General features: G+C 69.2%; 19 protein-coding genes and 2 pseudogenes. 11 read left to right on the top strand and 10 right to left on the bottom strand.

The features are described from left to right. Positions 1–150: 150 nt before the first annotated feature. A complete protein-coding gene (locus tag FCI23_RS31965; RefSeq protein WP_136727520.1) occupies positions 151–927 on the bottom strand; it encodes an SDR family oxidoreductase in 777 nt (258 codons plus the stop codon). Between the two features lie 76 nt (positions 928–1,003). After that, positions 1,004–1,843, bottom strand: coding sequence for an SDR family NAD(P)-dependent oxidoreductase (locus FCI23_RS31960; protein WP_136727519.1), 840 nt, complete (start codon positions 1,841–1,843; stop codon positions 1,004–1,006). A gap of 164 nt (positions 1,844–2,007) precedes the next feature. Between FCI23_RS31960 and FCI23_RS31955 the strand changes: the two genes are divergently transcribed. Beyond that, positions 2,008–2,937 carry a helix-turn-helix transcriptional regulator gene (locus tag FCI23_RS31955; RefSeq protein ID WP_136727518.1) on the top strand — a complete coding sequence of 310 codons (930 nt, stop codon included), beginning with the start codon at positions 2,008–2,010 and terminating at the stop codon, positions 2,935–2,937. Positions 2,938–3,098: 161 nt separating this feature from the next. Here the strand turns inward: FCI23_RS31955 and FCI23_RS31950 are convergent, their stop codons facing one another. The 3 genes and pseudogenes from FCI23_RS31950 to FCI23_RS31940 form a co-directional block, all read right to left on the bottom strand. Beyond that, positions 3,099–4,715 (bottom strand): MDR family MFS transporter, encoded by a 1,617-nt coding sequence (locus FCI23_RS31950; protein ID WP_136727517.1) that lies wholly within the window; start codon positions 4,713–4,715, stop codon positions 3,099–3,101. 30 nt (positions 4,716–4,745) lie between these two features. Next, positions 4,746–5,240 (bottom strand): MarR family winged helix-turn-helix transcriptional regulator, encoded by a 495-nt coding sequence (locus FCI23_RS31945; RefSeq protein ID WP_136727516.1) that lies wholly within the window; start codon positions 5,238–5,240, stop codon positions 4,746–4,748. Between the two features lie 402 nt (positions 5,241–5,642). Beyond that, a pseudogene (locus FCI23_RS31940) lies at positions 5,643–6,233 on the bottom strand (TetR/AcrR family transcriptional regulator); the annotation flags it as partial. A 271-nt stretch (positions 6,234–6,504) separates the two neighbouring features. Between FCI23_RS31940 and FCI23_RS31935 the strand changes: the two are divergent. The 7 genes from FCI23_RS31935 to FCI23_RS31905 all read left to right on the top strand — a co-directional run bounded on the left by FCI23_RS31935 (position 6,505) and on the right by FCI23_RS31905 (position 13,721). Further along, entirely contained in the window at positions 6,505–7,314 is an 810-nt protein-coding gene (locus FCI23_RS31935; RefSeq protein WP_136727515.1) for an alpha/beta hydrolase, read from the top strand. A gap of 149 nt (positions 7,315–7,463) precedes the next feature. Then, complete coding sequence (locus tag FCI23_RS31930; RefSeq protein ID WP_246144254.1) at positions 7,464–8,840, top strand: FAD-binding oxidoreductase; 1,377 nt, start codon at positions 7,464–7,466, stop codon at positions 8,838–8,840. Between the two features lie 58 nt (positions 8,841–8,898). Further along, positions 8,899–9,537, top strand: coding sequence for a chorismate mutase (locus tag FCI23_RS31925; protein WP_246144252.1), 639 nt, complete (start codon positions 8,899–8,901; stop codon positions 9,535–9,537). A 78-nt stretch (positions 9,538–9,615) separates the two neighbouring features. Beyond that, positions 9,616–10,050 carry an SRPBCC family protein gene (locus tag FCI23_RS31920; RefSeq protein ID WP_211265527.1) on the top strand — a complete coding sequence of 145 codons (435 nt, stop codon included), beginning with the start codon at positions 9,616–9,618 and terminating at the stop codon, positions 10,048–10,050. Positions 10,051–10,669: 619 nt separating this feature from the next. Continuing rightward, positions 10,670–11,782 carry a bifunctional DNA primase/polymerase gene (locus FCI23_RS31915; RefSeq protein ID WP_136727514.1) on the top strand — a complete coding sequence of 371 codons (1,113 nt, stop codon included), beginning with the start codon at positions 10,670–10,672 and terminating at the stop codon, positions 11,780–11,782. After that, a complete protein-coding gene (locus FCI23_RS31910; protein ID WP_136727513.1) occupies positions 11,779–13,323 on the top strand; it encodes a DNA primase family protein in 1,545 nt (514 codons plus the stop codon). The genes FCI23_RS31915 and FCI23_RS31910 overlap by 4 nt, the downstream gene beginning before the upstream one ends. Further along, entirely contained in the window at positions 13,320–13,721 is a 402-nt protein-coding gene (locus FCI23_RS31905) for a DUF6009 family protein (RefSeq protein ID WP_136727512.1), read from the top strand. The genes FCI23_RS31910 and FCI23_RS31905 overlap by 4 nt, the downstream gene beginning before the upstream one ends. Here the strand turns inward: FCI23_RS31905 and FCI23_RS31900 are convergent. Next, positions 13,646–13,918, bottom strand: a complete 273-nt coding sequence (locus FCI23_RS31900; protein WP_136727511.1) for a helicase associated domain-containing protein — start codon at positions 13,916–13,918, stop codon at positions 13,646–13,648. The genes FCI23_RS31905 and FCI23_RS31900 overlap by 76 nt on opposite strands. A 151-nt stretch (positions 13,919–14,069) precedes the next feature. Here FCI23_RS31900 and FCI23_RS31895 point away from each other — a divergent pair. Further along, positions 14,070–14,195 (top strand): annotated as a pseudogene (locus FCI23_RS31895) (IS5/IS1182 family transposase); the annotation flags it as partial. Positions 14,196–14,353: 158 nt separating this feature from the next. Here FCI23_RS31895 and FCI23_RS31890 read toward each other — a convergent pair. Further along, complete coding sequence (locus FCI23_RS31890; protein WP_136727510.1) at positions 14,354–15,127, bottom strand: SDR family NAD(P)-dependent oxidoreductase; 774 nt, start codon at positions 15,125–15,127, stop codon at positions 14,354–14,356. 56 nt (positions 15,128–15,183) lie between these two features. Then, complete coding sequence (locus tag FCI23_RS31885; protein WP_136727509.1) at positions 15,184–15,765, bottom strand: TetR/AcrR family transcriptional regulator; 582 nt, start codon at positions 15,763–15,765, stop codon at positions 15,184–15,186. 410 nt (positions 15,766–16,175) lie between these two features. Between FCI23_RS31885 and FCI23_RS31880 the strand changes: the two genes are divergently transcribed. Further along, positions 16,176–17,096, top strand: coding sequence for a recombinase family protein (locus tag FCI23_RS31880; protein ID WP_136727508.1), 921 nt, complete (start codon positions 16,176–16,178; stop codon positions 17,094–17,096). Between the two features lie 229 nt (positions 17,097–17,325). On the opposite strand, the gene FCI23_RS31875 is transcribed toward FCI23_RS31880, so the two are convergent. After that, entirely contained in the window at positions 17,326–18,006 is a 681-nt protein-coding gene (locus FCI23_RS31875; protein ID WP_136727507.1) for a TetR/AcrR family transcriptional regulator, read from the bottom strand. 152 nt (positions 18,007–18,158) lie between these two features. Between FCI23_RS31875 and FCI23_RS31870 the strand changes: the two genes are divergently transcribed. Further along, on the top strand, positions 18,159–19,085 hold the full coding sequence (locus FCI23_RS31870) for an NADP-dependent oxidoreductase (RefSeq protein ID WP_169317028.1): 927 nt from the start codon (positions 18,159–18,161) through the stop codon (positions 19,083–19,085). Positions 19,086–19,423: 338 nt separating this feature from the next. Here the strand turns inward: FCI23_RS31870 and FCI23_RS58405 are convergent, their stop codons facing one another. Beyond that, positions 19,424–21,058, bottom strand: coding sequence for a hypothetical protein (locus tag FCI23_RS58405; RefSeq protein WP_211265526.1), 1,635 nt, complete (start codon positions 21,056–21,058; stop codon positions 19,424–19,426). Positions 21,059–21,069 lie beyond the last annotated feature (11 nt).

Here is a 21,069-nt window from a genome sequence, read left to right as displayed (position 1 = left end):
GCGGTCAGCAGGGGCTGACGCGGCGTCTCGTCGCCCCGGCGCACCTCCGACCGCCCGCGCCCTCTGACGGTCGTACGGGTGTCAGAGGGCGCGTGCCCAGCCGTCCGGTCGCCGCACGAGACCGGCGGCGGGCAGACGTCGTCCGCCGCTCTATACGGGCTGGGCCGTGGGCAGGATGGTCAGTTCGCTGATGTTGACGTGTCGGGGAAGGGCGGAGATGAAGGCGACGGTCTCCGCGATGTCCGTGTCGCGCAGGCACTCGATGTCGCTGAGTAGGCCTGCCATCATGGCGCTGGCGTCGGGGTCGGTGACGTGGTCGGGCAGTTCGGTGTCGACCATGCCGGGCTCGATGGCACTCACCCGTACGTTCTTCCGGCCCAGTTCGACGCGGATGAGACGGGTCAGGTGACTGATGTAGGCCTTGGTGCCGGAGTAGATCGAGTACTTCTCCAGGATGCGTGTCGCCGCGATGGAGGAGGTGTTGATCAGGTCGGCGGGCTTTCCCTGCTCGGCTGTGGCCGTCAGGTGCGGGAGGAAGGCGGCGATCACGTTCATCACTCCTGTGACGTTAAGATCGATCTGCCGCTGCCAGTCGTCGACCTTGAGCTCGTCGATGGCGGAGATCAGCTGGACGCCCGCGTTGTTGAACACCAGGTCCGCGGGTCCCAGTGTGTCCGACACCTGGTCGGCGGCCGCGAGGACGGCCGCACGGTCGGTGACGTCGGCAGCCAGGCATATGGCCTTGCCTCCGGCCGCGGTGATGTCGGCGGCGAGGGCTTCGAGCTTCTCCTTGCGGCGGGCGACGACGGCGACAGCGGCTCCGAGTTCGGCGAGCCGGCGTGCGGTGGCCGCCCCCATTCCGCTGGAGGCGCCGGTGACCACGGCCACGCGGCCGTCGAGCGGCCGTCCGGTCAGCAGGGATGTCATGGCTGATGTCATGGCTGGGGTACTTCCTGTTCCTCAGGGATCGTTCGAGCTGTTGCTCAGGGTTCGGCCGGGGTGATCAGGCGGCGTCGTCGCAGACGGTGGCGGAGGACTTGTCCTGCCAGGCCGCGAGGTCGTCCTGAAGGCTGCGGATCTTGACCAGTTGGCGTTCGATCGCGTCACGGCCCAGGGCCAGATGCCCGGGGAGCTTGTCACCAATGGTGACCTCGTGGATCAGGGCGGCGCCCTTGACGGGGTCCCCGAGCTGGTTGTGGTTGGCGGTGTCGATCCAGTCCAGGGTGGCGTGGGCGGGTGTGCCGTCGTAGGCGGTGATGCGCCGGGCCGCGGTCGACAGGGAACTGGTGTCGAGGAAGTCGGTGCGGAAGACACCGGGCTCCACGACCATGCTCTGGATCCCGAACGGCTCCAGCTCCACCGCGAGCGCCTCGCTGATACCGGCCACCGCGAACTTCGAGGCGCTGTACATGCTCACCCCGGGCTCTCCCTCGAATCCGGAGCGGGAGCCGATGTGCACGATCTTCCCCGCCCCGGCCGCCCGCATGACGGGCAGGACGGCGCGGGTCATGTTGATCAGCCCGAAGACATTGAGGTCGAAGAGCGAGCGCGCCTCGGCGTCCGTGATCTCCTCCAGCGCCCCGAGCAGGCCACGGCCCGCGTTGTTGACGAGGACGTCGATGCTGCCGAAACGCTCCACGGCGGTTTCGACGGCAGCCGTGATCTCCTCGGTCCGGGTGACGTCGAGGGCGACGCCGAGGACCCGGTCGGAGTGCCGCAGGTCGTCCGGCAGTTTCTGCGGGTTCCGGGCGGCGGCCACGACCGTGTCGCCGCCCCTCAGCGCGGCCCGCGCGATCTCCAGGCCCAGTCCGCGGGATGCGCCGGTGATGAACCACGTTGACATGAGATGCCTCCATATGTCTGTCGGATAAGTGCCTGGGCCACCGCGTCCGGCGGCGAGGCCCGACATCCACTGAACCAGCTCTGAACAGGCAAAAGAGGCCCTAGAAGGGCCCACCTCGTCGGGGGACAAAGTGGGCCACCCTCCCGCCGCCGAATCCTCGGCACATGCGCGATCCTGGACAGATGGACCGTGAGCACCCCACAAGCGCGTCGATGGCGGAATTCCTCCGCTCCGCCCGCTCCCGCCTCACCCCGCAGGAAGCCGGACTCGACGACCCCGGCCTCGGCCGGCGCCGGGTGTCCGGCCTGCGCCGGGAAGAACTCGCCCGGCTGGCAGGGGTGAGCGTGGACTACTACACACGCCTCGAACAAGGCCGCAGCCCCAGCGCCTCCGCCGAGGTGCTCGACGCCCTCGCCACCGCCCTGCACCTCGACGACGCCGAGCGCAGCCACCTGCACACCCTCGCCCGGCCCCAGCCCGCCCGCCGCCGCACCCGTCCCCGCCCCCAGCGCGTCCACCCCGCCACCTGGGACCTGCTGGACACCCTCCAGCAGGCCGGCCGCCCCGCCTTCGTCCTCGGGCGGCGCCTCGACGTACTGGCCCACAACCAGCTCGCCGGACGGCTGATCACCGACTTCCGGGCGCTCCCCGCGGCCGAGCGGAACCAGGCCCGCTTCGTCTTCCTCGACCCGCACGCGCGCGAGCTGTACCGGGACTGGACCCGCGTCGCCGCCGACACCGCCGCCATGCTCCGCCTCGACGCCGGCCGCCACCCCGACGACCCCGCCCTCAGCGCCCTCGTCGGCGAACTGTCCATACACAGCCAGGAGTTCCGCCGCTTCTGGTCGGACAACAACGTCCACCAGCGCACCACCGGCACCAAGGACTACCACCACCCCCTCGTCGGCGACCTCACCGTCACCTACCAGGCCCTCACCCCCGGAGACGACCCGGACCAGACCCTCCTCATCTACGGCACCGAACCCGCCAGCCCCTCCGAGACCTCCCTGCGCCTCCTCGCCGGATGGGGCACGGAAACAGCCGACGCCGGTACCGGCAGCGCCACGGCGCGGACCCGGGAGACGCACGACTGATCGCCGCGGTCACGTCGGCGTCCGTGTCCTGAGAGATCTCGCCGCGTTCGACGGCCCGTACCAGGAACCGACCGCCGGCGGTTAACGTCCTGCCGCGTCCGACGGCGGCCCCCACGGCAGGTGTCCCCGGGGACACTTGCTGTGGGGGCCTGAGGTGCGGGTCAGGGCGTACGGTCCGTCTCCATGGCCTGGGCGAGGCCGCTGGACGCGCTCAGTGGGACCTCCTTGATGAACAGGGTGATCAGGAAGGCGATCAGGGCGACGGGGGCGACGTACAGGAAGATGTCGCCGATGCCGTGGCCGTAGGCGCTCTCCAGCCAGGTGCGGACGGGGGCGGGCAGGATTGCGAGGTCAGGCAGTTGACCGCTTCCGGATGCTTGTGCGGCGGTGGCCTGGTCCTGCGGGCTGAGCTGGGTGATGGTCGTGAGGGCGTGGTGGCCGATGCGGGTGGTGAGGATCGAGCCGAGTACCGAGACGCCCACGGCGCCGCCGAGGGAGCGGAAGAAGGTCACCGTGGAGGACGCGGCGCCGAGGTCGTCCGGGGACACCTGGTTCTGCGTGCACAGTACGAGGTTCTGCAGGGTCATGCCGACACCGAGGCCCATCAGCGCCATGCAGGAGGCTATGTAGAGGTAGGGGGTGTCGTAGCGGAGTGTGCCGAGCAGGGCCAGTCCCGCCGTCAGCAGGGCGCCGCCGGTCAGCAGCCAGGCCTTCCACTTGCCGGTGCGGGTGATGAGTCGGCCGGAGACGGTGGAGGAGACGAACAGACCGGCGATGAACGGGATCGTCATGACACCCGCCATGGTCGGCGACTCACCGCGCGCGAGCTGGAAGTACTGGCTGAAGAAGACGGTGCCCGCGAACAGGGCGATGCCGACGAACAGGGAGGCGGCGGAGGCGAGGGCGATGGTGGGGTTGCGGAACAGGCGCAGCGGGATGATCGGCTCGCCGGCCTTCGTCTCGACGAACAGGAAGACCAGCGTCAGCAGGAGTGCCGTGCCGACCAGTGCGCCGGTCTGCCAGGACAGCCAGGACAGCCAGTCGTACTTGGCACCGGCGAAGGTGACCCAGAAAAGCAGCAGGCAGACGGCGGCGATGACGAAGAAGGCGCCGGCCCAGTCGACCTTGACCTGGCGCTTGGTCACCGGCAGGTTCAGCGTGCGCTGCAGCACGATCAGCGCGACGACCGCGAAGGGGACGCCGACGAACAGGCACCAGCGCCAGCCGAGCCAGGAGGTGTCGGTGATGACGCCGCCGAGCAGCGGGCCGCCGACGGTGGCGACGGCGAAGGTGGCGCCCAGGTAGCCGGAGTAGCGGCCGCGCTCGCGGGGGGAGATCATCGCGGCAAGCACGATCTGGCCGAGGGCGGACAGGCCGCCGACACCCAGGCCCTGGATGACCCGGGCGGTGATCAGCGTAGCGGGGTTCTGCGCGAAGCCGGCCACCAGAGAGCCGACGACGAAGATCACCAGTGCTGACTGGACCAGGATCTTCTTGCTGAACTGGTCGGCGAGCTTGCCCCACAGGGGCGTGGAGGCGGTCACCGTGAGGAGCGAGGAGGTGACGACCCAGGTGTAGGCGGACTGGCCGCCGCCGACGTCGCTGATGATCCGCGGCAGCGCGTTGGTGACGACGGTCTCTGACAGGATGGCGCAGAACAGGCCGAGCAGCAGCCCGGACAGGGCGCGCATGATCTGCGCGTGGGTCATCGGCTCGCGGGCGGTCCCTTCCTCCTGAGGGGCGTGCGACCGCACACCTGCGTTGGGGGTGGTCGTCATGGGGTGTTCCCTACCTGGTGGCAGTGGGTGTTACGCGGCGGGGGTACGGGGGCGGCGGGCGCCCTCGGACGGGTCTGCGAACGTGTGCTGTCCGGTCCGCTGAGCGTCGAAGTCGGCGCGGAGCCGGGACAGCAGCCAGGCCAGTCGGCGGATGTCCTCGTCGCTCCAGCCGGCCAGCCGTGCGGCGAGTTCCCGGGAGCGACGGTCGGACAGTTCGGCGAGCTGGGCGTGGCCTTCGGAGGTCAGTCGCAGAATGCTCGAGCGCCGGTCGGCCGGGTCGGGTTTGCGGTCGACCCAGCCCAGCATGGTGAGTTGGGCGGCGTGGCGGCTGGTGACCGACGGGTCGACACCGAGCAGTTCGGTGAGCCTGCCGATGCGCATGGCACCGTGGCGGCCGAGAACGGCCAGCATTGTGGCGGAGGCGTCGGAGCAGCCGGCCGGAAGGATCCGGCCCAGCTTCCGGCGTACGGAACCGACGGCGCTCAGATGCCGCGTCAGCTCCTCGTACAGGTCGTTCCCGGTCACGGGTATCTCCTATGTCATTGCTTGAGGCAACTATGTGTGTGCTGTCGCCTCGGCGGTCCACGGGCGGGTCGAGCAGGCTGCGACGGGACCCGTGGGTAGCGACCGGGGCGAGAGGTTTTTCGCCCCTGTCGAACAGGACGGTGCGGATCGCGTAGAAAGTGACGGGCCGGCCCGATCCTGAAGCAGGCGACACGGACCGTTCCTGGCGGTCGGTCATGACCTCCCTCGGTGCGGGGCCGTCACGAGGGAAGACGCCTTGGACGGCGCCCTCCACGTCACCGACAGCGTGTCGGTGCTGAGGCGTGGTGTTGTCTGTCGATAGCGGGGGTGGGAGGGGTCAGGGTGCCTGGTCCGTGGTGTCGGTGATGGAGGGGATCGGGTCCGACTCGACGCTGAGCCGGTGCGTGCCAGGAGGATTCCCGCGACGCCTTGCAGGAAAGTCGCGGAGACCAGTTCGGGGTCGAAGAGGCAGCCGGCGGCCATGGCGCCGTCCCTGAGCATGACGATATGTCGGGCCGCTGGGGCGGCGGGCTCGTCGCTGGTCTCCGCCAGCAGGTCCGTGACGGTGTTCAGGAACCATTGCCGGTGGTCCAGGATGACTTGATGGATCGGGTGGGCGGGGTCGGGGTATTCGGCTGCCGCGTTGAGGAAGGCGCAGCCGCGGAAACCGGGGGACAGGATGCCTTGGGTGATGGATTCGGCGACGGCCTAGACTTTGCCGACGGCTGACGGGCTGCTCGCCTGGGCGGCGGCGACCTGTCCGCGGATTCCTTGGTCGGCTTGGTCGAGGTAGGCGAGGACGAGTTCCTCCTTGCCCGCGAAGTGCCGGTACAGCGTGGCCCGGGTCACCTTGGCCTCCACGGTGATCCGGTCGATGCCGACGGAGTGGATTCCCTCCGCGTAGAAAATCCTGGTTGCCGTGCTGAGCAGCCGTGCTCGCGCTTCGGAGGCGCTGCCGCCTTCTGGGTCGGATGCATAGCGGCAGGCTAGCAAATAATGAGATAGAACGTTCCGTCTTGACAGGGGTTCGTTTGGGCGCTTCTAATGAAGCGACCGAACGTTCTCCTTCAGTGTTTGCCGCTTGTCGCACCTGGTCGGCAACCGGCCGGCGATCGGGTGGCGAGCTTGTGGCCGTGCCCGTGTCCGTGCCGAGCCTGGTCGCCCCGGGTGAGGTGACGGTGTCCGGGCCCGTGTCGGGCCGGGACCGGTCCTCGGCATCCAGCCCTTTGCACATCAAGTCATAGTCGAATCGAAAGGCCACATCATGCGTGTCCGTATCCCGCGTCGCGTCGCGCTCGCCGTCGGTGCCCTGACGCTGCTCGGTGCCACCACCGCTCCAGGAGTGGCGATGGCGACCGACAACGGATCCTCTTCCACATCTGCTTCCGCGAAGCCGACCGTCGTCCTGGTCCATGGGGCGTGGGCGGATTCCTCCAGCTGGTCCTCGGTGATGGAGCGACTGCGCAAGGACGGCTATCCCGTGCGGGCCATCGCCGATCCGCTGCAGGGACTCACCAGCGACACCGCATACGTCTCCAGTTACCTGTCCACGATCAAGGGTCCCGTGGTGCTGGTGGGTCATTCCTACGGTGGCGCCGTGATCACCAACTCCGCCGCCTCGGACCCCGATGTCAAGGCCCTGGTCTACATCGCCGGTTTCATCCCCGTGAAGGGTGAGACGGTGGGCGAGCTGGCCGCCCAGTCCTCACCGGCCATCCCGCTGGTCTCGACAGCCGTCCCGGGCGGTACGGACGTGTCCATCGATCCGGCCCACTTCCGGGACGTCTTCGCCGGCGACGTCGACCGGACCACGGCCGCGGATCTGGCGGCGGCCCAGCGGCCCGCCAACACCAGGGCGGTCACCGACGCCAGCGTTCAAGAGGCATTCCGGACCATTCCTTCCTGGAGTCTGATCACCGGCCAGGACCACGCGATCGCCCCCAACCTCCAGCGCTCCATGTCGAAGCGGGCCGGCGCGCACATCGAGGAGGTCAACTCCTCCCACGCCGTGATGATCAGCCACCCCGCCGCCGTCACACACATCATCGAGGACGCCGACCGCAACACCCGATGAAACGCAACCCCGCATGACCGCCTCGCCGGCCGGGGCCGCCGCGTCCGGCCCCGGCCGGAACGCCCCACGGCCTCGGCCGGCTATGGCTGACGAAGCAACGCTGCCCACTACGTTTTTGTCAAGATCCCCAAGATAGAGGTGTCATAACTGTGACGACACACCCACAGCTCGACCGGCTGACCGACGCCCTGCGGCGGACCATCCCTGTGGGACAGGTGGTTTCCACCGGGCCGGACTACGACGCCGGCCGACACATCTGGAACGGCGCGGTGTCCGCTCGCCCCGGCGTGATCGTCCGGTGCGCCGATCCGGCCGAGGTCGCAACTGCCATACAGGCCGCGCGGGAGTTCCGGATACCTCTGGCGGTGCGTGGCGGCGGTCACGACTGGGCCGGGAGGGCACTGAGCGACAGCGGCCTGACCATCGATCTCTCCGGCCTGCGCCGGGTGACGGTGGATCCGGTGGCGAGGGTTGCGGAGGTGGAGGGAGGGGCCACGGCCGCCGATCTCGTCGCCGCCATCCAGCCCTTCGGCCTGACCGCGGCGACCGGTACCGCCGGCTCCGTGGGCATGGCAGGCCTGACCCTCGGCGGTGGCTACGGGCCGCTCAGCGGCCGCTTCGGACTCGCCCTGGACAACCTGTTGTCCGTGGAGGTGGTACTGGCCGACGGCTCGGTCGTCACGACCGACGCCGAACGGGAGCCGGAGCTGTTCTGGGCCCTGCGCGGCGGTGGCGGGAACTTCGGTGTCGTCACCTCGATGCGCGTGCGTCTGCACGCCGTGCCGACGCTGCTGTCCGGCATGGTGCTGTTCCCCTGGGAGCAGGCCGCGAGCGTACTGGCCGGACTGTCGGACGTCCTGGGCGAGAGCCCGGACGAACTGACCGTGCAGTCCGGTGTCCTGCCCGGCCCCGACGGCAAGCCCGTGGTGTTCCTCTCGCCCACCTGGAGCGGCGACGACGCCACGGCGGGAGAACACGCGCTGGCCCGGCTCGACACCCTCGGCACACCCCTCGTCTCCCAAATCGCGCCCACCACCCTGCCCGCGATGCTCGCGGCCATCGACGCGCAGTTCCCCTTCGGCCGGCACGTCGAGATCCGCACGCGTTCCGTACCGTCCCTGACCTCGGGAGTACGTGACGTGCTGAGCCTCGCGGGCGCCACCCTGACCTCGCCCCATTCGGCCGTGTCCATACACAGCCTGCACGGAGCCGCGACCCGAGTACCCGTGACGGACACGGCGTTCGGCAACCGCGACCCGCACCTCATGATCGAGATCATCGCCCAGTGGGAACCCGGCGACCCCCGCGCGACCAAGCACCGAGCCTGGGCCGGCACCGTGGCCGACGCCCTCGAACCCGACGCGCTGCCGGGCGGCTACCCCAACCTCCTCGGACCGGACGAAACCACACAGATCACACACGCCTACGGCCCGAACACCGAGCGGCTGCTCACAGCCAAACACCGATACGACCCCTACCGCACCTTCAACGCGACCCCCCTGCCGAACCCGTCCCGAACCCGGTGAACGGCCCGTTGACGCAGGCGACCCACTTCCCGCGTCCATGGAAAACCGAGGCAGACCAGTGAAACTGCGAACCAATATGACCCGCTACGCCGCGATCACCGGCTTTCTGGGAGCCGCGACCGTGCTGACCGTTCCTCAGGCCATGGCCACGGACGCCCCCACGAACGCCGAATCCGTCAGCAGCACAGTAGGTACGGCCAAGCCGCTCGGCGCGCTCGGCCCGCTGACGGACCTCGTCATCCAGCGCATCCGCGTGAGCGATGACGTGGCGGCATCCAAGTTCGGCACCGACTCACCCATCGAAGACCCCGTGCGCGAGGCACAGGTACTGGAGCAGGTCCGGACTCAGGCCGAGGCTGACGGGGTGAACCCGGACGCGGCGGTGGCGTTCTTCCAGGACCAGATCACCGCGAGCAAGGTCGTGCAGAAGGGCTTGTTCGCCCGCTGGACCGCCCACCCGGAGGAAGCGCCCACGACGCGCCCCGACCTCGGCCCGATCCGCCAGCAGCTCGACCAACTGACCACGGCCCTGCTCCAAGAACTCAAGGACACCGAGGAATTGCGCGACAAGCCCGTCGCATGCACGGTGCAGTTGGCCCTGGCCACCGAGTCAGGGGCAGCGCTGGAACGCCTGGACACGCTCCACCGCCAGGCACTCAGGACGGCCACACAGTCGGTGTGCCGCTCCAGTGAGTGACAGGACGACACCGAGCATTTCCACCCCGCCCCGGACCAACGGCAGTTGGTCCGGGGAACCCGGGGGGAGAACGGACACATGAACTCTGAGTCACCGCACGGGCGGGGCGCTCCTGTCGGGCGGCGGGTCTTCCTCGGTTTCTCACCTGCCGAGGCCCATTGCTTCTACCGGGCGCGGGCCGTCGTGCACGGCCCGCCGGAACGGACCTTCACCATACTCACCGACGTGGCGAACTCGACGAGTTGGGTTCCGGACTGCGAGGAGGTGAGCACCGACACCTTTACGCAGACATTTGACGTGCGCTGGGCCGGGCACCGGTTCGAGGTCTTCGTGGGGGAGCATGTGCCGCCCTCTCGACTCGGCTGGCTGGGAATCGGTGCCGGTGTGCAGCCGTACCAGACGTGGCTGCTCACGGAGGTCGAGGGCGGCACTGATGTGGTGATCGAGAACGCTGTCCGGGGCGGCCTCCCAAGTCGCTCGACACTCTGTCCCGCGCGTGGACCCACCGCCTGAACGACCTATGGCTCGCCCAGCTCGCCAAATTGTCGGAGAACCCTCCAAGCCCGCACTTGAGACAGATTGGGAGGGAGCGGGCACTGTCGCGGCCGAGCGACCGTAACGACTCATGGCTGGGCTCGCCGCCGCAAGGACCGCGGTCGCGAGCCCACTGTCGGAGGCTCGGTCACTTCAGTCGCTACGGTCGCTGCGCGGCAGACAGGGACAGCGACTGAAGGTGCAGCTACTCAGCGACTGTTCAGTCGCTACCCTCGGCCCGCACAAAATGCGCAGGTCAGGGCGGTGACAAAGGATTGACAGCGACTGAAGCGACTCAAGGTTGCTATATGTGAGGCCCTTCGTGTGCGTGCGTGTGCGTGATATACAGGAGCTTCAGTCGCTTCAGTCGCTGTTTTGAGTCTTGGACATAGTCGGACCTGCGGTTCTCTGATTCGCTCAACAGCAGCGACTGAACGTCCCTCAGTCGCTGCCGTCCGTCTCGGTCGCTGCCGACGCCTGCCGAACGCCTCACGAACACAGCACAGGCTTCCCTCGCATGTGCTCCACAACCTCACGGGCCACATTCGTTAGGCTGTGTCCGTCATTGAGTCGCTTCGGTCGCTGATAGGGGGTGCGAATGCCTGCTGAGCTGCGCTTTTCCAGCAGCGACTCACAACAGTCCGCTCCCAGGGCTTCAGTCGCTGCCTCCCTGGCCACCGCGAGCTGGTGCGCCCGCCGTGGCTGGCCCGTGCACCCCCTCGCCGCCAGCCGCAAGACCCCGGCCGCGAACTGCACCGAGTGCCGGACCAATCCGCACGCGCCAAGCGAGTGCCCCTGCCTGCCCGCGGGACGCTGGTGCCACGGCTTCCACGCCGCCACCCTCGACCAGCGCCGCATCGCCAACTGGTGGGGCACCCAACCAGAGTTCGGAGTCGGCATCGCCTGTGGCCCGGCCGGCCTGGTCGTCATCGACATCGACGCCCACCCCACCCAGCCGCCGACCCGGGACCGGATCCTGCCCGGCATCGAGATCGGCGACCACGTCGACCTCACCGGCTTGGCCAACGGCTTCCACACTCTCGCCGTCCTGGCCGCCCTGCGCGGCCGGCGCAGCCCCGCAGACGACGACACCACGTTGCGCGTACGCACGCCCTCAGGAGGCCTGCACGTCTGGTACCGGGCCACGGGCAACCGCCGCTGGCGCTGTTCCTCCGGCTCCAGCCAGGGCACCGCGCTTGCCTGGCAAGTCGACGTCCGCGCCCACGGCGGCTACATCATCGCCCCAGGCACCACCACACGGGCCGGCGTCTACACCCCCCTCGACAGCGTCCGCGAGCCGGTAGCCCTGCCCACCTGGCTGGCGCAGGAACTCGAACGCACCGGGCACCTGCCCGCTCCCAGCATCCCCGCCCCGCGGCCGGTCCCGCCACGCGCCCAACAGGCGGTCCTCGCCGCGGGCGGCGGCCGCGACCGCACCCGACGCATGCTCGCGACCGTGATCGCCCCCATCGAGGCATGCGGCCAAGTCACCGAAGGCGCCGGGTTCTCCGACACTCTCAACCGCGCCGCCTACACCCTCGGCGGTCTGGTCGCAGCAGGCCGCCTTACCGAGGAGGAAGCCGAACGCGCCCTCACCGAGGCCGCCGCCGCAGCCCGTCCGGGCCAGGAACGCCGCGCCGCCCAAATCATCCGCAGCGGCATGACCGCCGGCCGTCAACACCCCCTCCATACGGGAAGGGGCCCCCGATGACCTCCCTTGGCAACGAGACCGAGCCTCTGTTCCACTTCGACCCCGAAGCCGTCGCCGCTCAGATCCGTAACCAGGCCCGCCTCGCCCCAGCGGCCACCGTGGCCTTGCCGGCCCAGGTGGACGCCTCCCGCGCGGCGGCAGGGGAAGCCACAGCTGCCGGCCTGTTGCCGGACACCCTCACCGACCGCGGCAACGCCAAGCTGTTCGTCAAGCTGTACGCCAACGACTACCGCCACGTCCCCGGGATCGGCTGGTACCGGTGGGACACCACCCGCTGGCAGATCGACGAGGACGACACCGTGCTGTGGGCTGCCGGCGACCTGGCCGAAGCCATCGCCGGCCACGACCCCCGCGGCCTGTTCACCGCCCAGGCCCTGCAGTCACACCGCCGCCGAGCTCTGTCCACCACCGGCATCAACGCCATGCTCACACAGGCCAAGTCCGCCCCCGGCATGGTCCTCAACGCAACCCGACTGGACGCCGACCCCTACGCCCTGTGTACCCCCGACGGCATCGTCGACCTGCGCACGGGCCTGGTCAAAACCCCCGACCCCAACAAGGACTTCCACTCCCGCTCCACCACCGTCGGCCCCCAGCCCCTGCCCACCCCGCGCTGGGAACGGTTCCTGACCGACACCTTCGGCGCGGACGCCGAAGACCGGCAGATGATCGCCTACCTGCAACTGATGCTGGGCTACTCCGTCACTGGCGACGTCGGCGGCCAAGTCCTGCCCTTCCTCTTCGGCTCGGGCAAGAACGGCAAATCCGTCCTCCTGGACGTCCTGATGAAACTTCTGGGCGACTACGCGGACGCAGCCCCGCCCGGCTTCCTGATGGCCCGTCCCTACGAAGGCCACCCCACCGACCTCGCCGAACTCCACGGCCGACGGGTCATCGTCTGCTCCGAGGTCAAACCGGGCGACAAGTTCGACGAGGGCCGCGTCAAGCTGCTGACCGGCGGCGACCGCATCAAAGCCCGCCGTATGAGGCAAGACTTCTTTGGATTCAACCCCACCCACAAACTCTGGCTGCTGGGCAACCACAGGCCCGAGGTCGGCACAGGCGGCTTCGCGTTCTGGCGGCGCATGCGGCTGATCCCGTTCGAGCGGGTCGTCCCCGACCACCGCAAGATCGACAACCTCGCGGACATCCTCGTCACCGAGGAAGGCCCCGGCATCCTCACCTGGCTCATCGACGGCGCCCGCCGCTACCTCTCCGGCGACCGCGACCTCACCGGGCCCGAACGGGTACGGATCGCCACCAGCGCGTACGCGGAGACCGAGGACCACACAGCTCGTTTCTACGACGAGTGCTGCACCCAAAGCCCCGACCTGCGCGCCGAACAGACCGCGCTCTACGCCGCCTACCGGACCTGGTGCCACAATGAAGGGGCACCGCCCATGTCCTCGCGTGCGTTCGCCGCCCGAACCCGGGAACTCGTCGGACTGAACTCGCCCAAGGAGATGATCCTGTCCAACCAGCGCAAGCACTACCCCGGCATCGGACTACTCACCAACCAAGAAAGGGAACCCAGCGCATGAGCTCCCTGATCGAAGAGGGCGAGATCAGCCACGAAGCCGACATCGTGTGGCTGGAGGACATCGACGACCTGGACTACGTCCGCCAGAGCCTGGACCGGCTGCCCACCCGAAAAGGCAAGCCGGCCTACCACCGCAACGGCCGCATGGTCGGATACGCGCTCCTGGGCGCCACCGCCAAACCCTCCCGCGCCTCCGGCACCTTCCGCCGCCGCGTCTTCTGGCTCCTGCCCCACGACCGCGACAGCGAACCCGAGGGCCTGTACGCCAAGAGCGCCCCCGCTGAGGCCGTCGACCCCCGCACCCTGGAGCCACGGGTGAAGGGCTACAAGACCGAACGCTCCGAGGGCGGACCGCCTTCCACCGCCATGCAGGAGCTCGGCATAACCCTCCCGCTGTGACGCCACCTGGTCCGTTCCTTGACCCTGTCGGTGGCGAGGCGCCCGGTGCGGGGGGCCCGGCGCTGTTCGGCGATCCACATGCCCAGGGGGAACCCGTCGGCATCGGATCCGTCGGGCGCGGGTGACCGGTAGTCGTACGGCACCCGCAGATCCCCGTGGTCGCTGCGATAGGCCGCCGGGCGATGAACATCGAGCATGAGGTCGGTGTCGTCGGGGTGACTGAACACCTGGTCGGGAACGCGCGTAAGAGGTCGCGCGGATAGGCGCGGTTGGGGACCTCGGCAGCAGAACGGGCACAGGTCCCGGTGATCATGGAGTTGCGACGCTCTGTGACCACTGAGGAGACCTGTGCCCGCGCTTCCATCATGGCTCACCGAACCGCTCTGGAACCAATTTGTGGCCCTGCTGCCCGAGCGGCCGGAGTTCCACCCGGACCATCCACTCGGCTGCCACCGCCGGCGCATCAGTGACCGGCCGCCGCGCTCGGGTGTGCCGTTGACCCACGGGCCAAAAACGCAGGCGCTGTTCGCGAAGAGGTGCAGGTCTCGCTGGCGTCGGGTGGCCCCGGTTCGGTTGCTGTCGCCGGCTGTGGCGCGCTGTTCGAATGGAGTGGCAGTGCGGCTCAGGATGACTCAGTGCGGCCAGGGGGCGGTGCCGCCGTCGACGCCGAGGGTCATGCCGGTGACGTAGCTCGCGCGGTCGCTGAGGAGCCAGGCGGCGGCTTCAGCGATCTCGTCCGGTTGGCCAGGGCGGCCCAGGGCGGCGAGGGAGCTGAGGTGCTCGACGATGCTCGGGTCGCGCTGCTGCCAGGAGACCATCATCTCGGTCATCGTGGCGCCTGGCGCGATGGCGTTGACGCGGACACCGTCGCGGCCGTATTCGGCTGCGGCGGCGCGGCTCAAGGCGATGACGGCGGCCTTCGTCGCCCCGTACACGCTCTGCCCGGCAGCGCCGAAGGTGCCTCCAATGCTGCTGATGTTCACGATCGAGCCACCAGCAGCGCCCTCCGCGGTCATCGCCTGCAGTTCGGCGCGCATCGCCAGCCACACGCCCTTGAAGTTGGTCTCGAGGACGGAGTCGAAGGTCTCGTCGGTGACCTCCGCGAGGCGGCCGCCGCCCTGGGTTCGGCCGGCGTTGTTCAGGGCACCGTCGAGGCACCCCCACCTCTCGACCGCGGCCGCGACGGCTCGTTGCAGTTCGCCGGCGTCGGTGGTGTCGGCCTGAACGGCGAGGACGTTGCCTCCACCGGCGGCGATGTCCTCGGCGACACGGTCGAGTTCGGCTTTGCGGCGGGCTGTGATGACGACGTTCGCGCCTTCGCGGGCGAACAGACGCGCGGCGGATTCGCCGATGCCGGACGAGGCGCCGGTGATGAGGATGGTCTTGCCTGCGAGCAGATCGGTCATGGGTGTTGCTCCATCGTGCGGGTTCTCGCTCGGTCCGGGGCCGGATCGGCTAGGAGTCAGTTATGTGCCCGGTCCCCGACGAGCGCGTGGATGAGCGCGTCGCGGACGACGGCGGACGTCGCGTCGTTGTCGCCGTTGTCGGGGTTCGCGGCGACGGCGTGGGCGACACCGCGCAGGGCTGCGCGGAGCGCGTTCGTCGCCAGCGCTGCGGTGATCCCGGGCCGGAGGGCGCCTGCCTGCTTGAGCTCGTCGAAACCGGCGCGCAGCAGCGCGCCGCTTCGTTCGACCTGGCTCGGCAGCGGGCCCGATGTCGGGTACATCGCCGGGTAAAGACCCGGGTAGGCGAGCGCGAATGCGATGTGCGCGTCCCATCCTGCGGCGACGCGGGCACGCGGGTCCGCGTCATCCACCGGGGTAGCGGTGTCCTTGCGGTGGAAGTACTCCTCGAACGCCACGTCGACGACCGCGCGGATCAGTCCCGACCGGTCGCCGAAGTGGTGGTACAGCGACGGGGCCTGCACACCTGCGGCGGTGCAGACCGCACGCGTGGAGACCGCGTCGACACCGTCACGTGTGGCGATCTCGAAGGCGGCGGCGAGCAGTCGCTCGCGGGCGTCACCGGCTGTATTCTGTAGCATCGCTACAATGTAGCACCGCTATAGACGCTTAGGTAACATGGCTCCCGACATGAACAGACGCCTCGAACTTGACCTGGCCGCCGGGGCCACGGTGCCCGGACCGCGCACCCCCGAGAGCGACCACACGCCATCCCCGGGGGCAGCGCCAGCGGGATCAGGCCCCGGTCGTACGCCGTGAGGGATCGAGCAGCGGGTCGTCGGCCTTCAGCCGCTTCCGGCGCTCTGAGGCGGGCGCGCGCCGTCCAATGCTGTCGCCAAACAATCGAATGACGACAGGGGCCACACGCGTCCAATGAACCCGGACTTTCCGGGGCCTGACGACAGTCCAGATCCATTGAGATCCGATGGACGTTAACGACAGGGTTAGATGACAGCCAGGGTCCGATGCGCCGACCGAAGCGAGGAACAGCGTGGCCAATCTCGTTTACAAGCGGGTGTCGACCGACCAGCAGTCGACCGGCCGCCAGAACCTGGTCCTCGCCGAGGCCGGGATCGAGGACCCGGTCGTCTTCGAGGAGGAAGCCGGAACCTCCAGCCGCCTCCACCCGCTGGAACGCCCGAAGTTCGGCGACCTGCTCACCTACGCGCGGCCGGGCGACACCGTGCACATCTCCGAGATGTTCCGACTCGTGCGCGGCACCGGACACATCCTCGACGTGCTCGACGTCCTCCACCGCGACCAGGTCGCGCTGCGCATCCACGACGGCGCGTTCTCCGCGATGGACCTCACCGCACGCCACCCGCGCACCGGCGAGCTGCTGTCCACCGTGAAGTTCATGGTGCAGACCCTCGCCGCCGCCGGCGAACTCCAGCGCGACCTACAGCGTGAGCTGACCTATGACGGGCTGCGGGCCGCCGAGGCCAAGGGCAACAAGGGCGGGCGCCGCCCAGCCGTCGCGGCCGATAAGACCGACACCGTGCGCACGGCGTACCTGGAGGGCCGCTCCATCGCCGCCCTCGCCCGCGAGTACGACGTCAGCCGCGGCGCCATCCGAACCGCTGTCGCAGACCTCCTGCCCGAGCACACGGCCGCAGACCCGGGCGCCCCGGCCCCGGAGCTGCCGGTCGTCCTCGACATGCCAGGCAAGGTCGCCGACTTCCTCCGCACCGCCGAACTGGCCGACGCCGAGCGCGTCGTGCTCGACCAGGGCGTGACCGTACGACGCGGCCAGGGCTACACCCTGCGCATCACCGCCGTACCCGCGATCCACCGCCAACTCCTCGACCGCTGCCAGGCCCTCGACGGAACCACATCGGTCCCGGCCCAGCGCAAGGCCCGCCGCGAGTACGAGCACCGTGTCAACGCACTTCCGGCTGTCAGCCTGCTTTGAGCGGACCGAGCACCACACCCGCCAAGATCAAGTACTGGCGGCTTTTGGGCTTACCTCGCTACCCCTACATCCGACACGTGCCCCCGTACCCGGGCTTTCGGGAAGACCCTCCCGAGCCGCCTTCCTGACGACCTTCCGACCCGGCCGCACCTGCTGGTCCTGCACACCCTGGCCGCACACCGCCTGCCGACCAGCCACCGGATCACCGAACTTGTCTTCGACAATCCGGTCATCCCGTTCGACGCGGTGCCCTGTACAGGTCGTCGAGACGGAGTGGCGCGGGTTCGGGCAGCGGTGTGTCGTCCGTCGGCCGACACGACTGGAGGAAGTAGGCGAGCAGGCGGCGGGACGCGGCCATGGAGGCCGCCGGGGAGTCTCGCAGGACGCCGTTGTTGGCCAGGAGCAGCAGCGTGACGTCGCTGCTCTCGAAGTCCTTGCGCAGCTGTCCGGTTTCCTTCGCCCGCTGTACCAGCCGGGCAAGGCCCGACTCGGCGCGGGTGCGTTCACGTCGGACGTCGGGAGCGTCGGGGAATTCGGCGAGGAACGCGGCACTGAAGCCGCGGTCCTCGGCCTGCATCCGGCAGACCTTGGTGAGGGCGGTGCGAAGTCCACGCCAGGGATCGTCGTCCTTGAGGGCCTCGTCGACGGTCGCAATGCACTGGCCGAGTTGTTCGGAGAACGCGGCCGCGATCAGCGAGTCGCGGGTCGGGAAGTGCCGGTAGAGGGTGGCGGCACCCACACCGGCTCGGCGGGCGATTGCGCTGGAGGGCACGTCGGTGCCGTCGAGGGCGTACGCGTCGCGAGCGGCCTGGAGGAGCCGAGCGCGGTTGTTCCGGGCGTCGGCTCGCTGCCCCGGGGCGGGGGTGCCGGCGGGGGAGGTGGATGGGTTCCGAGACAGTCGGTCAGGCATGTCTCCCACTTAAGCACAAACGGAAGAGGTCGACCGTTTAGCGGGTTAGCGTGACGTGATGCCGCGGGTTCCCGCGGTCGGCTCCCGGCCGCGGAGGTGAGCGGCTGTGAGTTCTCCTGTCGAACGACGTGCCGTGTGTATGGAGGCTGTCCGTGTTTGCTGTGCAGTACCACCGCTATGGCGGTTCCGAGGTTCTTGCCGTCGAAGAGGTCGAGGAGCCGCACGCCGGGCCCGGTCGGGTCCGCATCGCCGTGCGTGCCACCGGCGTCACCCCTGCCGACTGGTACCTGCGTTCAGGGATGTTGCAGGACTTCGTCTCCCTGGACTTGCCCCATGTACCAGGCATGGATGCCGCGGGCATCGTCGACGAGGTGGGAGAGGGGGTGACCGGCACCGCCGTGGGAGATGCGGTCTTCGGTCTCGTTCCCTTCGTGGACCAGGGCGGTGCCGCGGCCGAGTACGCCGTGCTGGAGGCGTGGGCGCCCAAGCCTCGGTCGTGGTCCTTCGGGGAAGCGGGTGGCGCCGCGGGCAATATCGACACGGCCACGCGTGTACTGGAAGCCTTGGACGCCGTCGAGGGCATGACCTTGTTGATCGAGGGCGCCGCCGGCGGTGTCGGTACCATCACCGCGCAACTCGCCCGGGCCCGCGGCCTCACCGTGATCGGCACCGCCAGCGAGAGCAATCACGGTTTCCTCAAGGGGCTCGGCGTCGTACCGGTCACCTACGGGCCGGGCCTGGCCGATCGCCTTGCTGCACTGGCTCCGCACGGTGTCGACGTGGTTCTGGACGCGGCCGGCAAGGGCTCCCTTGCCGAACTGGTGGCCATCGTCGGCGACCCGCACCGCGTGGTGACCATCGCGGACTTCGACGCCGCTCGGCACGGAGTGCGGTTCTCCCGCTCCGAGGCAGGAGAGTCACCGGGCTGGGCAGGACTGCCGTTGGCGGCGGACCTGGCCGATCAGGGCCGCCTCACCGTCCCCCTGCACGCCGCGTTCCCGCTGAAGGAGACCGCCGCGGCCCATGACGTCAGCGCCGCCGGCCACGCACGCGGAAAGATCATCATCACCGTGCCCTGAGTGATCGTCTTTGGCCTGCCCCGTCCATCTACGCTGTTGGGGTGGGCGGCGGCAAGGTCGCGCGACTACGGGTACGTGGGCCGGATCGGTTGTGTCCGGTCTGCGGCGCTGTGCTGCCGCCGGGCTCGAAGCCGGAGCGGGTGTACTGACCGGCGGCGCTGTAAGCAAGCCGAGCACCGCCGCCGGTCAGCCCTCTCCGCCCGCTGACCGGCAACGTCAACTGAGACCCGTGCTCTCAAAGCCGCCCGCTAACTGCGCTCCGCGCTACATGTCCGTTCGCCGTAGCTATACGAGAACAGGGCCGTAACCCCCGCGAGTTCAGGGAAACTGAAGGGTCTTCAGTAGGAACCCGAGGGTCCGTCGTCGTGCTGTTGGGGTGTGGACCCTCGGGTTCGTGGTGAAGTTGCGGGGTCGCTCTCCAGCGGCCGTTCCAGGATCTGGCGGGCGGAGTTCGCGTAGCGGATGGCGGTCTTCTCGTCGAGGCCGAAGACCTCGGCGAGGTGGAGCGGGTCGGGGCCGTGGGTGAGAGCTTCCTCCAACTGGCGGTCCATGCGCAGTCGCTCCAGCGTCGCGGTCTGGCCGCGGAGGGCTTCGGTGATCCACACGCCGCTGACCGGACGGGTGTCCATGGCGGTGTGCTGGCTGACGATCAAGTGAGGGTTTGCGGTGTTGGGCCATCGCCGGCGGCGGTAGTCGAGCCAGGCGAGGACCGCCTGACGGGTGAGATCGTCGAGCGGGCGGGCGCGACCGGCCAGGACCAGGCGGCGATTGCCCAGGTCCACGTCGTCGAGTTGGAGTTCACGCACCGCCTTCGGCCGGGCTGCGTGGACAGCGGCCAGGGCCAGGGCGAGCCGCGCGACCGGCGTGGTCGCGGCGTCGACGGCGGCGCGGACCTCGTGCGGTTCGAGGGGAAGAAGGACGCGGTAGTCCTGGCGGCCGACGCGGACCCGGGCGGCGGGATCGCGGAAGATGGTGCCCTGCTTCTTGCAGTGCCGGAACAGGGACCGCAGCACGCTGACGGTGTGGTGCCGCTTCGAGCCTTCCAACTGATCGCGGACGGCCAGGACGTCAGCGCGCGTGACCTCGCGCAGGTGGTCGAGCCGGCCTGACCAGTCCAGCAGCACCGGGCGGATCTCGGTCAGGTACTTCATGGCGGTGCCCTGCTCGCGGGGCTGACTGCGGGGACCGCCGTCACGCAGGGTTCGCAGCCAGTCCTCGACGTCACGGCGGATCCCGTCGGCGAGACCGTCGAGCCGCTGGGACAGCCAGGACTCGAAAACCGGGACGCGGTCGTCGTCAAGGAGGTCGAGCTGGTCGAGGATCTCGGCAGTGCGCTTGATGGTGAGGCCGAAGTGCCGCAGCCCCTCGGACATCTGCGCGTACGAGACCTTGTCTCCTGTCTGGTGCCCTGACAGGAGGATGACCAGGGCGCGGTCGACTTCCCGGGCGACCCATCTGGTCCAGCCGTGGGCCTCGCCGATCGCGCCGGCCCGACGTCTGGCCTGGTCCAGGGTGGGATTGGCCGGGTCCCGGCGGTGACGGACGAACCGGCTGAAGTCTTGCGGGGTCTCGGTGAGCCGTGGCTGCACCCATGGCGAGTGAAGCCGCACCTGTTCAACGTCGGCAGTCGGACGGACGCGTCGCCCCTGCTTGCCGACGGGAGGTCCGCCGTTGCGGGGCCGCTGCAGGTTCGCGAAGAACAACTGCTGATGCTTCACCCCGCGCAGGAAGATCGCGAGCGCGGCGGCCTCACCGGTGGCTCCTGCGGCTTTGACGGCCCAACTCGCCTGGGCCCGGCAGAGTCGGCAGTGACCGTCGTGGACGGGTATGTCACGTCGGCAAATGAGACACACCCCAAGGGCGTTGAGCTGGCCGTAGGTGTAGCAGGCTCGGCAGAAACGGCCTGGTAACTGGCCCCAGGCGAAGCAGCCCACGCAGGAAGCCGCGGGCTTGTCCTGGCCGATATGCCCCATATTCGAATCCT

The sequence above is a fragment of the Actinacidiphila oryziradicis genome, assembly GCF_005047355.1.
GTDB lineage: Bacteria > Actinomycetota > Actinomycetes > Streptomycetales > Streptomycetaceae > Actinacidiphila > Actinacidiphila oryziradicis.
This window is presented reverse-complemented; position numbering and strand designations above follow the sequence as displayed.